This window comes from Mycobacterium sp. 1081908.1 (assembly GCF_001673535.1).
In the GTDB taxonomy this organism is placed as follows: Bacteria; Actinomycetota; Actinomycetes; order Mycobacteriales; family Mycobacteriaceae; genus Mycobacterium.
Genome location: NZ_LZLY01000148.1, coordinates 46,585 through 60,869 on the forward strand (window position 1 = coordinate 46,585; position 14,285 = coordinate 60,869).

Annotated in this window: 14 protein-coding genes and 2 pseudogenes; 12 read left to right on the forward strand and 4 right to left on the reverse strand. The window is 70.2% G+C overall.

What is annotated here, in order from left to right; genetic code table 11:
• Positions 1-115 precede the first annotated feature (115 nt).
• The 3 genes from A5655_RS24330 to A5655_RS24340 are packed head-to-tail and all read left to right on the forward strand — an operon-like array spanning position 116 to position 3,200.
• On the forward strand, positions 116-1,246 hold the full coding sequence (locus tag A5655_RS24330) for a MoxR family ATPase (RefSeq protein WP_067014750.1): 1,131 nt from the start codon (positions 116-118) through the stop codon (positions 1,244-1,246).
• Positions 1,243-2,196, forward strand: coding sequence for a DUF58 domain-containing protein (locus tag A5655_RS24335; RefSeq protein ID WP_067014753.1), 954 nt, complete (start codon positions 1,243-1,245; stop codon positions 2,194-2,196). Before A5655_RS24330 ends, A5655_RS24335 begins: the two co-directional genes overlap by 4 nt.
• The gene (locus tag A5655_RS24340) at positions 2,193-3,200 is read left to right on the forward strand and encodes a VWA domain-containing protein (RefSeq protein WP_067014756.1); all 1,008 of its coding nucleotides are present in this window, start codon (positions 2,193-2,195) and stop codon (positions 3,198-3,200) included. Before A5655_RS24335 ends, A5655_RS24340 begins: the two co-directional genes overlap by 4 nt.
• A gap of 60 nt (positions 3,201-3,260) precedes the next feature.
• Here A5655_RS24340 and A5655_RS24345 read toward each other — a convergent pair whose 3' ends face one another.
• Positions 3,261-4,103 carry a hypothetical protein gene (locus A5655_RS24345; RefSeq protein ID WP_067014760.1) on the reverse strand — a complete coding sequence of 281 codons (843 nt, stop codon included), beginning with the start codon at positions 4,101-4,103 and terminating at the stop codon, positions 3,261-3,263.
• Positions 4,104-4,252: 149 nt separating this feature from the next.
• Between A5655_RS24345 and fabG1 the strand changes: the two genes are divergently transcribed.
• From fabG1 to A5655_RS24360, 3 genes and pseudogenes are all read left to right on the forward strand, one after another.
• Positions 4,253-5,008: a 3-oxoacyl-ACP reductase FabG1 gene (fabG1, locus tag A5655_RS24350; RefSeq protein WP_067014762.1), complete on the forward strand. Its 756-nt coding sequence runs from the start codon at positions 4,253-4,255 to the stop codon at positions 5,006-5,008.
• A 22-nt stretch (positions 5,009-5,030) separates the two neighbouring features.
• Positions 5,031-5,840 (forward strand): NADH-dependent enoyl-ACP reductase InhA, encoded by an 810-nt coding sequence (gene inhA / locus A5655_RS24355; RefSeq protein WP_067014765.1) that lies wholly within the window; start codon positions 5,031-5,033, stop codon positions 5,838-5,840.
• Between the two features lie 6 nt (positions 5,841-5,846).
• Positions 5,847-6,876: pseudogene (locus tag A5655_RS24360) on the forward strand (ferrochelatase); the annotation flags it as partial.
• On the opposite strand, the gene A5655_RS24365 reads toward A5655_RS24360, so the two are convergent.
• Positions 6,845-7,765 (reverse strand): hypothetical protein, encoded by a 921-nt coding sequence (locus tag A5655_RS24365; protein ID WP_067014770.1) that lies wholly within the window; start codon positions 7,763-7,765, stop codon positions 6,845-6,847. The pseudogene A5655_RS24360 and the gene A5655_RS24365 sit on opposite strands and share 32 nt — an antisense overlap.
• A 57-nt stretch (positions 7,766-7,822) precedes the next feature.
• Between A5655_RS24365 and A5655_RS24370 the strand changes: the two genes are divergently transcribed.
• From A5655_RS24370 to A5655_RS24385, 4 genes are read left to right on the forward strand one after another with little or no spacing between them, the layout of a single operon-like run.
• Entirely contained in the window at positions 7,823-8,257 is a 435-nt protein-coding gene (locus A5655_RS24370; protein ID WP_067014772.1) for an NfeD family protein, read from the forward strand.
• A 25-nt stretch (positions 8,258-8,282) separates the two neighbouring features.
• Positions 8,283-9,422: an SPFH domain-containing protein gene (locus A5655_RS24375; protein WP_067014775.1), complete on the forward strand. Its 1,140-nt coding sequence runs from the start codon at positions 8,283-8,285 to the stop codon at positions 9,420-9,422.
• A 10-nt stretch (positions 9,423-9,432) separates the two neighbouring features.
• On the forward strand, positions 9,433-9,792 hold the full coding sequence (locus tag A5655_RS24380; RefSeq protein ID WP_067014777.1) for a DoxX family protein: 360 nt from the start codon (positions 9,433-9,435) through the stop codon (positions 9,790-9,792).
• A gap of 32 nt (positions 9,793-9,824) precedes the next feature.
• Positions 9,825-11,195 (forward strand): MFS transporter, encoded by a 1,371-nt coding sequence (locus A5655_RS24385; RefSeq protein ID WP_067014780.1) that lies wholly within the window; start codon positions 9,825-9,827, stop codon positions 11,193-11,195.
• On the opposite strand, the gene A5655_RS24390 is transcribed toward A5655_RS24385, so the two are convergent.
• Positions 11,158-11,469, reverse strand: a complete 312-nt coding sequence (locus A5655_RS24390; RefSeq protein WP_067014783.1) for a hypothetical protein — start codon at positions 11,467-11,469, stop codon at positions 11,158-11,160. The genes A5655_RS24385 and A5655_RS24390 overlap by 38 nt on opposite strands.
• 93 nt (positions 11,470-11,562) lie before the next feature.
• On the opposite strand from A5655_RS24390, the gene A5655_RS24395 reads away from it, so the two are divergent.
• Both A5655_RS24395 and A5655_RS24400 read left to right on the forward strand, forming a co-directional pair.
• Complete coding sequence (locus A5655_RS24395) at positions 11,563-12,261, forward strand: response regulator transcription factor (RefSeq protein WP_067014786.1); 699 nt, start codon at positions 11,563-11,565, stop codon at positions 12,259-12,261.
• Positions 12,258-13,724: a HAMP domain-containing sensor histidine kinase gene (locus A5655_RS24400; RefSeq protein ID WP_067014789.1), complete on the forward strand. Its 1,467-nt coding sequence runs from the start codon at positions 12,258-12,260 to the stop codon at positions 13,722-13,724. The genes A5655_RS24395 and A5655_RS24400 overlap by 4 nt, the downstream gene beginning before the upstream one ends.
• Positions 13,725-13,794: 70 nt before the next feature.
• On the opposite strand, the pseudogene A5655_RS28415 reads toward A5655_RS24400, so the two are convergent.
• Positions 13,795-14,285 (reverse strand): annotated as a pseudogene (locus A5655_RS28415) (hypothetical protein); the annotation flags it as partial.

Consider the following 14,285-nt stretch of genomic DNA (forward strand, 5'->3'; position numbering starts at 1 on the left):
GGCCAGCCTGCCATCAGCTGGGCGAGCGTCGACGGAAACCGGCAGGCCTGGAATAGTTGGTCCAGGGCACGTCGCTGCCCGGCAGTCGTGTCCGTTTGAGCGTGGAGGGTTCTTGATGACATCAGCAGGTGGGCCGCCCCCGGGCGCCAGCAGCTACCCGGGCCAGGGTGCTCCCTCCGGCCCTCCGGCCCACGAGGCGCCCCCCGGCGGCGGCAATGGGCTGGCCGCCGAGGTCCACACGCTGGAGCGGGCCATCTTCGAGGTCAAACGGATCATCGTCGGGCAGGACCAGCTCGTGGAGCGAATGCTGGTCGGCCTGCTGTCCAAGGGGCACGTCCTGCTCGAGGGTGTTCCCGGCGTGGCCAAGACGCTGGCCGTGGAGACCTTCGCGCGCGTCGTCGGCGGGACGTTCGCGCGCATCCAGTTCACGCCCGACCTGGTGCCCACCGACATCATCGGTACCCGCATCTACCGGCAGGGCAAGGAGGAGTTCGACACCGAACTCGGCCCGGTGGTGGTCAACTTCCTGCTCGCCGACGAGATCAACCGCGCGCCGGCGAAGGTGCAGTCGGCGCTGCTGGAGGTCATGCAGGAACGGCACGTGTCGATCGGCGGCAAGACGTTCCCGCTGCCCAACCCGTTCCTGGTGATGGCCACCCAGAACCCGATCGAGCACGAGGGTGTCTACCCGCTGCCCGAGGCCCAGCGGGACCGCTTCCTGTTCAAGATCAACGTCGGCTACCCGACGCCGGAGGAGGAGCGGGAGATCATCTACCGGATGGGCGTCAAGCCGCCGGTGCCCAAGCAGATCCTGAACACCGGCGACCTGCTGCGGCTGCAGGACATCGCCTCCAACGTGTTCGTCCACCACGCGCTGGTCGACTACGTGGTGCGCGTCGTGACCGCCACCCGCAACCCCGAGCAGCTGGGCATGAACGACGTCAAGACCTGGGTCTCGTTCGGAGCCTCACCGCGCGCCTCGCTGGGCATCATCGCCGGCGCCCGCTCGCTGGCGCTGGTGCGGGGCCGCGACTACGTGATCCCGCAGGACGTCGTGGAGGTCATCCCCGACGTGCTGCGGCACCGGCTGATCCTCACCTACGACGCGCTCGCCGACGAGATCTCGCCGGAGATCGTCATCAACCGGATCCTGCAGACCGTGGCCCTGCCACAGGTGAACGCCGTTCCGCAGCAAGGTCATTCGGTTCCCCCGGTGATGCAGACCGTGGCGGCCAGCGGTCGGTGACTGATCCGCAGAAGCCGGCGGTGCGTCATCCGCCATCGTTCGAGCGCGGGCAGATCGACGACCCGAAGCTGTCGGCGGCGCTGCGCCAGCTCGAGCTCACGGTCAAACGCAAGCTCGACGGCGTCCTGCACGGCGATCACCTCGGCCTGATCCCGGGGCCGGGCAGCGAGCCGGGGGAGTCGCGCGAGTACCAGCCCGGCGACGACGTCCGGCGGATGGACTGGGCCGTCACCGCGCGCACCATGCACCCGCACGTCCGGCAGATGATCGCCGACCGCGAACTGGAGACCTGGATGGTGGTCGACATGTCGGCCAGCCTGGACTTCGGCACCACGGTGTGCGAGAAGCGCGACCTGGCGGTGGCCGCGGCGGCGGCGATCACCTTCCTCAACAGCGGCGGCGGCAACCGGCTCGGCGCGATCATCGCCACCGGCGCCACCATCACCCGGGTCCCGGCCCGCTCCGGGCGCCAGCACGAGCAGACGCTGTTGCGCACCATCGCCACGACGCCCAAGGCGCCGGTCGGGGTGCGCGGCGATCTGGCGACCGCGATCGACGCGCTGCGCCGGCCCGAACGCCGCCGCGGTATGGCCGTCATCATCAGCGACTTCCTCGGCCCCATCAACTGGATGCGCCCGCTGCGGGCGATCGCGGCCCGGCACGAGGTGCTCGCGATCGAGGTGCTCGACCCGCGCGACGTCGAGCTGCCCGACATCGGCGACGTCGTGTTGCAGGACGCCGAGACCGGCGTCACCCGGGAATTCACCATCGACGCCCAGCTGCGTGACGACTTCTCCAAGGCCGCGGCGGCGCACCGCGCGGAGGTGTCCCGCACCATCCGCAGCTGCGGGGCCCCGGTGCTGACGCTGCGCACCGACCGGGACTGGATCGCCGACATCGTCCGCTTCGTCGAGTCCCGCCGGCGCGGGGCACTGGCGGGCCGGCAGTGACACTGCCCCTATTGGGCCCGATGACGCTGTCGGGCTTCGCGCACGCGTGGTTTTTCTTTTTCCTGTTCGCAGCGGTCGGGTTGGCCGCGCTGTACATCGTGCTGCAACTGGCGCGGCAGCGGCGGATGCTGCGGTTCGCCAACATGGAGCTGCTGGAAAGCGTTGCGCCGCAACGACCCTCGCGGTGGCGTCACGTGCCGGCGATCCTGCTGGTGCTGGCGCTGGTGCTGTTCACGATCGCGATGGCGGGGCCGACGAACGACGTCCGGATTCCGCGCAACCGCGCGGTGGTGATGCTGGTGATCGACGTGTCGCAGTCGATGCGCGCCACCGATGTGCCGCCCAACCGCATGGCGGCCGCCCAGGAGGCCGCCAAGGCGTTCGCCGACGAGCTGACCCCGGGAATCAACCTCGGCCTGATCGAGTATGCGGGCACCGCGACCGTGCTGGTATCGCCGACGACCAACCGGGACGCGACCAAGAACGCGCTGGACAAGCTCCAGTTCGCCGACCGCACCGCCACCGGCGAGGGCATCTTCACCGCGTTGCAGGCCATCGCCACCGTCGGCGCCGTGATCGGCGGCGGCGACACGCCGCCGCCGGCGCGCATCGTGTTGTTCTCCGACGGCAAGGAGACGATGCCGACCAACCCGGACAACCCCAAGGGCGCCTTCACCGCCGCGCGCACCGCCAAGGACCAGGGCGTGCCGATCTCGACGATCTCGTTCGGCACGCCGTACGGCTTCGTCGAGATCAACGACCAGCGCCAGCCCGTTCCTGTCGACGACTCGACCATGAAGAAGGTCGCCGAGCTCTCCGGCGGGAATTGGTACAACGCCGCGAGCCTGGCCGAGCTGAAGGCCGTCTACGCGTCGCTGCAACAGCAGATCGGCTACGAGACGATCAAGGGCGACGCGAGCGCGGGCTGGCTGCGGCTGGGTGCGCTGGTCCTGGCGCTCGCGGGGTTGGCGGCCCTGCTGATCAACCGCCGGCTGCCGACCTGAGCCTTCTTGCGCGCGAGCGTAACCTGGCTGCGATTTTCGGCCCAGATTTTCGCAGTGCGGTTACGTTCGCGAAGCGCGGGCCGCAGCTACTCGGCGAATGACGTCGTCGCGGTGATATTCGGCCACGACCCGCACCACGATCCACCCGTAGCGGCGCTCTGCCTTTTCAAGACGCTGGATGTCTTTGACGTACTGGTAGCGACTCGACTGGTGGTGCTGGCCGTCATACTCCGCGGCGACTTTGATGTCCTCCCAACCCATGTCCAAATACGCCTCAACCCAACCCCATTCGTTGAGAACCGGGATCTGCGTCCGGGGAGGCGGGAACCCGGCCTCAATCAGCAGGAGGCGCAGCCAGGTCTCCTTGGGCGATTGCGCCCCACCGTCGACGAGTTCAAGAGCGGCGCGAGCGGCCTTCATGCCCCGGTGCCCTCGATAGCGCTGGGCCAACAGCTCCACGTCGGCCATTTTCAAATCGGTCGCCTGCGCGAGGGCGTCGATCGCCGCGACGGCGACACCCAGTCGCCATCGCCGGGCCAGGTCGAGCGCCGTTCGAGCCGGCGTGGTGACGCGCATGCCGTCGACGACGGTGATTTCGTCGGCGTCGATGTGCTCATCCCACACCTGTACCCCCGGCGTTCGGCGGTGGTTGGTGTCGATGATCGCGGCGGGCAACGTCGCATCGATCCACTTCGATCCGTGCAGGGCGGAGGCGGAAAAGCCCGCGAGGATGCCGCGCCGCCGCGAGCGTAACCAGCAGGCCTTCGCGCGCAAGACCGGGGTCAGCTCGGCATCCTTCGGCAGGTACACGTCTTTGTGCAGCGCCACATAGCGAGTGCGCAGCTCGTAAGGCGTCAATGCGCCGACAGCCAGGGCTTGGCTGCCCAGAAAAGGGTCTGTCATGGCCGAAAGTGTGCTGAGCCACACCGACAAAGCCTCGCGAGCGTAACCCCACTGCGAAAATCGGCTCCGAAAATCGCAGCCTGGTTACGCACGCGGCGCGACAGGGGGGAGATTTCGGGCGCGCCGCGGTGAGGCGATAGGTTGGCGGGGTGACTGAGACAGCCACCGAAAGCGCCGCGGACTTCGGCAGACCCGCATTTGTATCCCGTTCGGTCCTGGTGACGGGCGGAAACCGGGGCATCGGTCTGGCGATCGCCCAGCGGCTTGCGGCCGACGGGCACAAGGTGGCCGTCACGCACCGCGGATCCGGGGCGCCCGAGGGCCTGTTCGGCGTCGAGTGCGACGTCACCGACAACGACGCCGTCGACCGCGCGTTCAAGGAGGTCGAGGAGCACCAGGGCCCGGTCGAGGTGCTGGTGTCCAACGCCGGCATCTCCAAAGACGCCTTCCTGATCCGGATGACCGAGGAGCGGTTCGAAGAGGTCATCAACGCCAACCTCACCGGGGCGTTCCGGGTGACCCAGCGCGCGGCGCGCAGCATGCAGAAGAAGCGGTTCGGCCGGATCATCTACATCGGCTCGGTCTCCGGCAGTTGGGGGATCGGCAACCAGTCCAACTACGCGGCCGCCAAGGCCGGCCTGATCGGCATGGCCCGCTCGATCTCCCGGGAGCTGTCCAAGGCCGGGGTGACGGCGAACGTGGTGGCCCCGGGGTACATCGACACCGAGATGACCCGCGCGCTGGACGAGCGGATTCAGGCGGGGGCACTGGAATTCATCCCGGCGAAGCGGGTCGGCACCGCCGCCGAGGTCGCCGGGGTGGTCAGCTTTCTCGCGTCCGAGGATGCGAGCTACATTGCCGGCGCGGTGATCCCGGTCGACGGCGGCATGGGCATGGGCCACTGAGGCCCCGACACAAGGACGGAAAATGGCAGGACTGCTCGAAGGCAAACGGATACTGGTCTCCGGGATCATCACCGACTCGTCGATCGCGTTTCACATCGCCAAGGTGGCCCAGGAAGCCGGGGCGCAGTTGGTGCTGACCGGATTTGACCGGTTGCGCCTGATCCAGCGCATCGCCGACCGGCTGCCGGAGAAGGCCCCGCTGATCGAACTCGACGTGCAGAACCAGGAGCACCTGGACAGCCTGGCCGAGCGGGTGACGGCCGAGATCGGTGAGGGCAACAAGCTGGACGGCGTGGTGCACTCGATCGGCTTCATGCCGCAGACCGGGATGGGCATCAACCCGTTCTTCGACGCGCCGTACGAGGACGTGTCGAAAGGCATTCACATTTCCGCATTTTCGTACGCCTCGCTGGCCAAGGCGCTGCTGCCGATCATGAATCCCGGCGGCTCCATCGTCGGCATGGACTTCGACCCGTCGCGCGCGATGCCGGCCTACAACTGGATGACGGTGGCCAAGAGCGCGCTGGAATCGGTGAACCGGTTCGTGGCGCGTGAGGCCGGGCCTTTCGGTGTGCGGTCGAATCTCGTTGCGGCCGGGCCGATCCGGACCCTGGCGATGAGCGCGATCGTCGGCGGCGCGCTCGGCGAGGAGGCCGGCGCCCAGATGCAGCTGCTCGAGGAGGGCTGGGATCAGCGCGCGCCGATCGGCTGGAACATGAAGGACCCCACGCCGGTCGCCAAGACGGTGTGCGCGCTGCTCTCGGAATGGCTGCCGGCGACGACCGGGACCATCATCTACGCCGACGGCGGCGCCAGCACCCAGTTACTCTAGGGCGCAATGGAGTTCGACGCGGTCCTGCTGCTGTCCTTCGGCGGGCCCGAAGGGCCGGAGCAGGTGCGGCCGTTCCTGGAGAACGTCACCCGGGGCCGCAACGTGCCACCCGAGCGCCTCGACGACGTCGCCGAGCACTACTTGCATTTCGGCGGGGTTTCGCCGATCAACGGCATCAACCGCGCCCTGATCGCCGAGCTGCGTGCGGAACTGGACCTGCCGGTGTATTTCGGCAACCGCAACTGGGAGCCCTATGTCGAGGACACCGTCGCGACCATGCGGGACGACGGCGTTCGCCGTGTGGCGGTGTTCACCACGTCGGCGTGGAGCGGATACTCCAGTTGCGCGCAGTACGTCGAAGACATCGCCCGGGCCCGCCGGGTGGCCGGGCCGGGCGCGCCCGAATTGGTGAAGCTGCGGCCCTATTTCGACCATCCGCTCTTCGTCGAGATGTTCGCCGGCGCCATCGCCGCCGCGGCCGAGACGGTGCCGGCGGGCGCGCGGCTGGTCTTCACCGCGCATTCGGTCCCGGTGGCCGCCGATGAGCGCTTCGGCCCCCGGCTGTACAGCCGCCAAGTCGCCTATGCCACAAGGCTCGTCGCGGCGGCCGCGGGCTACGCCGACTACGACCTGGCCTGGCAGTCGCGCTCGGGCCTGCCCCAGGTCCCGTGGCTGGAGCCGGACGTGGCCGACCATCTGAAAACGCTGGCCGCGGGGGCCGTCATCGTCTGCCCGATCGGGTTCGTTGCCGACCACATCGAGGTGGTGTGGGACCTCGACCACGAGTTGCGATCACAGGCCGAGGCCGCGGGGATGGCCTTCGCCCGCGCCGCAACGCCCAACGCCGACAGGCGATTCGCCCGGCTCGCCGCGGACCTCATCGACGAGCTCCGGCACGGCCGGGCGCCGAAGCGGGCGGTCGGAACGGATTCGGTGCCCGGCTGTCTCGCCAGCGTCGACGGCGCGGCGTGCGGCCCGCCGCACTGCGTGGCGCGCCAACGGGATTAGTCGGCCCAGGCCGAGTGCAGGATCGCGTTCACCGCGGCCATCCGCGCCGAACGCACCACCGTGGTCAGCGGGCGCAGCGCGTCGGTCGCGATCTGCGCTTGCGACGACGACTGGGTGATCCCGGCGACGATGCGGTCCGCGGGGGCGTCGGAGCGGCTCAGCCCGGCGCTGACGGCGATGATGGCGTCGACGTGTGCGGCGTTCTCCAGCACCCGCAGCGCACGCGAGGGCGCATGGTCGGGAATGCGGTGCTGCCGTGCGGATTCCAGCAGCTGCTCGACGAGCCCTCGGGGATCGTCGACGTCGGATGCGGCGGCCAACCCGATGGCGCCGAGCGCGTCCGCGGCCGAGCGCACGGCGGACCGCAGCGCGTACTCCGCGTCGCCGAGCTCGTAGTGGTGCAGCGGGGGCGAACCGGGCAGCGAGTACACCGTCCAGGCCAGCGCGCACAGTTCGGGCAGGCCCGCGTCGTCGTCGGTCCCCTCCGGATCGCCGTAGCTGAACTCGGGGACCAGCCCGACGGCGGTGGTCGGGTCGTCGGGGTTGGTGATGATGACCGCCTCGCCGGCGGCCAGCGCGTCGCTTTCGAACTGCGTTCCCGCGGCCAGCCCGCGCACGTCGCCGGGCACCGGCAGCACGACGTTGATCATCCCCCGCAAACGGCCGGGCAATCCGGGGGAGGCCGAAACCGCCGGCCGGCCAACCGCCGCGCGCAGGGTTTGCAGCAGCGTGACCGTCCCGGCGTCGTGGACATCGGGCCACGGCAGTCCCGTGTGCCCGGCGGCGACGGCATCATACGCGGTGACCGATTGCTTTGGCGCCCAAAGGGATAACGCGTCCAACACATCGTCGGGCGCGGCCTTGCCCGCGAGCCAGGCGTTGGCCCACAGGGACAGCGAGACACTGGGACACCACATGATCTCGGAGTGTAGTTGTTTGGTCCGGCAAAGGCGGATTACGCGTATTCTGACCGCATGCCCGCCGCGGTGATTTGGCTCATATTCGCGCTGGTGCTTGCCGGCGCGGAGGCGCTGACGGGCGACATGTCCCTGTTGATGCTTTCCGGCGGCGCGCTGGCCGCCGCGGGCAGCACCTGGTTGGTGGGCTGGCCGATCTGGGCCGACGCGGCGGTGTTCGTGGTCGTCTCGGTGCTGCTGCTGGTCTTGGTGCGGCCGGCGCTGCGGCGGCGGCTCACGCCCGCGAAGGGGCTGCCGACCGGCATCAAGGCGCTGGAGGGCAAGAGCGCGCTGGTCCTCGACCGCGTCGCGCGCGACGAGGGCCAGGTGAAGCTGGACGGCCAGGTATGGACGGCCCGGCCGCTCAACGACAACGATGTCTACGAGCCCGGCGAACGGGTGACGGTCATGCAGATCAACGGCGCCACCGCGGTGGTGTTCAAGGACATCTAATCCCTCTGGAGTAGGAGGAAGCACAATGGCTGGGGTCGCTCTTTTGATAGTGGCGCTGGTGATCATCGTCTTCGGGATCGTCGTGGTGGCGAAGTCCGTCGCGCTGATCCCGCAGGCCGAGGCCGCGGTGATCGAACGCCTGGGCAGATACAGCCGCACGGTCAGCGGGCAGCTGACCCTGCTGGTGCCGTTCATCGACCGCGTCCGCGCCCGCGTGGACCTGCGCGAGCGGGTGGTGTCCTTCCCGCCGCAGCCGGTGATCACCGAGGACAACCTGACCCTCAACATCGACACCGTGGTCTATTTCCAGGTCACCGTCCCGCAGGCGGCGGTCTACGAGATCAGCAACTACATCGTCGGCGTCGAGCAGCTCACCACGACCACGCTGCGCAACGTGGTCGGCGGGATGACCCTGGAGCAGACCCTGACCTCCCGCGACATGATCAACGGCCAGCTGCGCGGCGTGCTCGACGAGGCCACCGGCCGCTGGGGCCTGCGCGTCGCCCGGGTGGAGCTGCGCAGCATCGACCCGCCGCCGTCGATCCAGGCCTCGATGGAAAAGCAGATGAAGGCCGACCGCGAGAAGCGGGCGATGATCCTGACCGCCGAGGGCATGCGCGAGTCGGCGATCAAGGAGGCCGAGGGCCAAAAGCAGGCGCAGATCCTGGCAGCCGAGGGCGCCAAGCAGGCCGCGATCCTGGCCGCCGAGGCCGAGCGGCAGTCGCGGATGCTGCGCGCCCAGGGTGAGCGCGCCGCCGCCTACCTGCAGGCGCAGGGGCAGGCCAAGGCCATCGAGAAGACCTTCGCCGCGATCAAGGCCGGCAGGCCCACCCCGGAGATGCTGGCCTACCAGTACCTGCAGACGCTGCCGGAGATGGCCCGCGGTGACGCCAACAAGGTGTGGGTGGTGCCCAGCGATTTCAGCTCGGCGCTGCAGGGCTTCACCAAGCTCCTGGGCGCGCCGGGCGAGGACGGGGTGTTCCGGTTCCAGCCGTCGCCGGTCGACGACGCCCCCAAGCACAGCGCCGACGACGACGCCGACGTCGCCGACTGGTTCTCCACCGAGACCGACCCGGCGATCGCCCAGGCGGTGGCCAAGGCCGAGGCGATCGCCCGCGCGCCGGTGGACGGGGAGCCTGGAGCGCCGCCGCGGCTGACCCAATAGGCTCGGGTGCATGAGTGCGCTGACTTCACCGAAAACCTATGCGGCGCTTGCGGTGTTCCACGCCGTGGACGCGGTGGCCTGCGGGGTCCAGGTGGCCCCGATCAAGAAGGTTCTGGACGACGTGGGGGTGCCGGACGAGGTTCGGCCCGTGCTGCCGGTCGTGAAGGCGGCCGCGGCGGTCGGCCTGCTCTCGGTCACCCGGTTCCCCGGCCTGGCGAGGCTGACGACGGCGATGCTGACGCTGTACTTCACCCTGGCCGTCGGCGCGCACATCCGCGCACGGGACAAGATCGTCAACGCCCTTCCCGCCGCGACGTTTCTGGCCACGTTCGCGGCGATGACCGTGAAGGGCCCGGAGCGCGGCGACTAGTTGTCAAGCGTTGCGGGTAAGTCATTTACCCAATGAGTCGAAAACCTGAGGTTCACGTCGCCGATAGGCGAGCGACGCACCGGTCCATCCAGGGCACGGCCATCGGCAACTTCATGGAGGCGTACGACTTCACCCTGTTCAGCCTCGTCGCCACCCTGCTCGCGCAGACGTTCTATCCCGGAAGCAATTCCGGCGCGGGCAATCTGATCGCCACGTTCGGCACGATGACGGCGGGATTCGTCGTGCGGCCCCTCGGCGGGTTCATCTTCGGCCCGCTCGGCGACCGCATCGGGCGCAAGCCCGTGCTGGTGATGACGATCTCGCTGATGGCGGTCTGCGGCGCCGCGACCGGCGCGCTGCCGGGCTACCACACCATCGGGATCTGGGCGCCCGTCCTGCTCACGGTCATTCGCATCGGCCAGGGACTCTCCTCCGGCGGGGAGTACGCGGGCGCCATGACCTTCATCGCCGAACACGCCCCGGACCACAAGCGCGGGATGCTGGCCGGATTCCTGCCGGTGGGCACGCTGGGCGGCTTCGTGGTGGGCGCGGTGCTGGTGACGGGGCTGCAGACGGTCCTGTCGAGCGCCGACATGCTGGCCTGGGGCTGGCGCGTACCGTTTCTGCTGGCCGCGCCGCTCGGCCTGGTCGCGGTGTACCTGCGCTCGCGGATCGAGGAGTCCCCCGGCTACGAAAAGGTGCACAAGGTCGCCCTGCCGATCTCCGTTCGCACCCAGTTCAAGCTGACGGTGGTGCGGCAGTGGAAAGGGCTGCTGATCTGCCTCGGGGTGGAGCTCGCCGTCACCGACACCAGCTACATGGTCAGCGGGTACGTGCCGACCTATCTCAAGAAGACCGCGGGCGTGGGGGACACCGCCGCCCTGGTGATGGTCCTCGTGGTGCTGGCCGTCCTGACGATCGGGGTGCTCGTCGTCGCGGCGCTGTCCGACCGGGTCGGGGTCAAACCGCTGATGTGGACGGGCTGCGGGCTGCTGGTCGCGGTGTCGCTGCCGGCGTTCGCGTTGATGCGGTTCGGCGGGGCGTATCCGGCGAAGTTCGCCGGCGTGGCGCTCGTCGCCCTGCCCATGCTCTTCCTGAGCAGCCTCGAGCCGGCGATCCTGCCCGCCCTGTTTCCCACCCACGTGCGCTACGGCGCGGTGTCGATCGGGTTCAACATCGCGGTTTCGGCCTTCGGCGGCACCACCCCGCTGATCGCCGAGACGCTGGTCGCCGGGACCGGCAACCCGATGATGCCGGCCTACATGCTGATGTTCGCCGGGCTGGTCGGCGCCGTCACCCTGTTCTTCGCCCCGGAGGTGGCGGGCAAGCCGTTGCTGGGTTCCGGGGCCGCGGACCTGTCGGGGCTCAGCGCGGCAGCGGCGGCACGGGCGGAGCCGGTATGACGCCCGGGGCGGGCGCCGGCGCGGTGCCCGACGGCGGCGCCGGGTAGACGCAACCCGGCGCGGTCGACCCCAGGGGCGGCGGATACGGCGGCGGGGGCAGTTGGACGCGGACCGTGAAGACCAGGCCGGTTATGGCGAAGGCGGCGATCGCGCCGAGCACCACGCCCGCCAGCCCGACGACGGCGACGACGGCCGTGGAGTGGCGGCGCGTGGGGGCGGCGGCGGGCGGCGGCACCGGGCTATGGGCGCCGAAGCTGTTGGCGTCGGAAGTCATGTCCAGGGACGCTACTTGGCCCCGGCCGGGCCGCAGGTTGTTTCTTCAGGCTGGCTTCAGACAGCGGCGCGGCGGCAGCCCGAGAATGAAACGATGAGCGATCGAACTCCCACCAGGCAGGCGGCGGCGCGGGTGCTGGTCGTGGAGGACTCCGAGGCGATCCGCGAGATGGTCGGCGAGGCATTGGCCGACGCCGGGTACGTGACCGCGGCCCGCCCCGACGGCGCCGGGCTCGAGGACGTGTTGGAGGGGTTCCGGCCCGACCTGGTGATCCTGGATGTGATGCTGCCGGGCCGGGACGGTTTCGCTCTGATCGACGTGGTCCGGGACTGGGGTGGGGCCGGGATCGTGTTGCTAACCGCCCGCGACGGGCTGCCGGATCGGGTCCGGGGTCTGGATGGCGGGGCTGACGACTACGTGGTCAAACCCTTCGAACTGGCCGAGCTGGTCTCGCGTGTCGGTGCGGTGCTGCGCCGCGGCGGCCGCTTGCCGTCGGTGGTTCAATTCGGCGACGTCGCCCTCGACCTGGAGGCCGGCGTCGCATCGCGATCGGGAAACCCGTTGGCGCTCACCGGCACCGAACTCAGGCTGCTGAGCTTCCTCGTGGAACAGCGCGGCCGCATCATCAGCACGGGCCAAATCCTCAACGCGGTGTGGGGTTACGACGCCTACGACGCCAACCTGGTGCACGTTCACGTCAGCGGGCTGCGGCGCAAGCTCGAGGCGCACGGCCCGCGCGTCCTGCACACCGTGCGGGGCATCGGTTACCGCCTGCAGGCGGTGCGGCCATGACGGGGACAACGCGGACACCATCGCTGCGCCGTCGGCTGATCGTGATGGTGCTCGGCCTGCTCACCGTGCTGCTGCTGGTGCTCGGGGTCGCGATCGATCTGGTGGTCGGATCGCAGGCCCGCCGCGATCTGCACGATCGATTGATGGCGACGGCGGCGCACGCGGACGCGTTGGCCGCCGCCAACACCCCACCCGAGCGCCTGGTCGCGCAGCTCGGCGGCGGCGGCATCCGCGCCCTGCTGATCACCCCGGATGGAACCAGCTACGGCGACCCCGCGATAAGCCCCGACACCACGGCGGGGGCGACCGAGCTGCCGCCCGCGCCGCCGTGGGGCCCACCTCCGCCGTGGGGGCCGCCTCCACCACCGCCACCGTGGGGCCCACCGCCGCCACCGCCCCCGGACGCCACCGCCGCGGTCATCGTGCACCCGCTGAACACCGGGGGAAAGGTGATCCTGGTTGCCGACACGACCCAGACGACCGCGCTGCTTCACCGGCTGCGCGAAGTCATGGTGGTGGCGAGCTTGGCCATCCTCGCCGCCGCCGGTCTGCTGCTCATCCTGGTTACCGGCGCCGCGCTGCGTCCCCTTGACCGGCTCACCACCCTGGCTCGGTCCATCACCACCGGCGACCGGGGTAGGCGACTGCGTCCCGACCGCCCGAACACCGAATTAGGCCGCGCCGCTGCGGCTTTCGACGGCATGCTCGACGCACTGGAAGCCTCCGAGGACCGGGCCCGGCAGTCCGCCGCGTCCGCGCAGCGCGCCGAGGCGGCCACCCGGCGGTTTCTCGTCGACGCCGCCCACGAGCTGCGCACGCCGATCGCGGGCATCCAGGTCGCCGCCGAACAACTCCTCGCCAACGCCGGCCAGGACGAATCCGACGACGCGGCCCGCGGTCAGTACCGCCGCGCCGGCCTGCTGCTGTCCGACGCCCGCCGCGCCGGACGCCTGGTGGCCGACATGCTGGACCTGAGCCGCATCGACGCCGGGCTGCCGCTGGACCTGCAGGACGTCGACCTCGCCGCCCTGCTCGACGCCGAAGCCGACCGGGCGACCTTGCTGGCGCCGGGGATCACGGTCATCCGGACCGGCCTGGACGAACTCGCGGTGCGAGCCGACCCGACCCGGCTGGCGCAGATCCTGTCCAACCTGCTCGACAACGCGCGCCGGTACACCCCCGCTGGCGGCGCCATCCACGTCGACCTCCGCTCGACCGACCACGCCGCCGAGGTGACCGTCACCGACACTGGCCCGGGCATCCCCGACGACGAGCGTGACCGCATCTTCGAGCGGCTGGTGCGCCTCGACGCCGGGCGCGCCCGCGACCACGGCGGTGCCGGGCTGGGCCTGCCGATCGCCAGGGCACTGGCGCGCGCCCACGGCGGGGAGCTGGTGTGCCTGCCGCGCGAGGGCGGCGCCCAATTCCGGCTCAGCGTGCCGCTCGAGGCGGCCGTGAATTGAGGGAGCGGTGGTCGCCCCAACCGGATTGATTGAGGCGACCACCGCTCGTCAGTGCCCTGGACGGCCAGCGTCAGAATCCCGGCGGCGGTGGAGGTGGTCCGCCGGGGTGCTGCCCAAATGGTCCACCCGGTGCACCGGGCCCGGGCGGGGGAGCCCCGAACGGTCCGCCCGGACCCCCCGGACCAGGCGGCGGCGGCCCGGGTTGGCCGGGCGCCGGTGGCGGGGGAGGGGGATCGGCGCTGGCCACCGCGGTGCCGAAGCCGGCCGCGGCGATCCCGAGGGCGCCCGCGAGTAACGAGCCGGCGACCGCTTGCTTGATGTTCATTGTCGATTTCTCCTGTTCGTTGGTGCCGTTTGTGGTCATCGGTTTGGCGTCGGCGTCGCGGGGGCCGACGAGGGTGCGCCGGGCGCCCCGGGCGGAGTGGGCATTCCTGGCTGTGGCGCCTGGCCCGGCGCCGGAGGGCCCCAGGCTCCAGGCGGTGGGGGTGGGTGTCGCGAACGAGTCGGGCTCGCGCAGCGTGTCGGTGTATTCCTCTCGCCCGCAGTCGGATTCGGGATGGG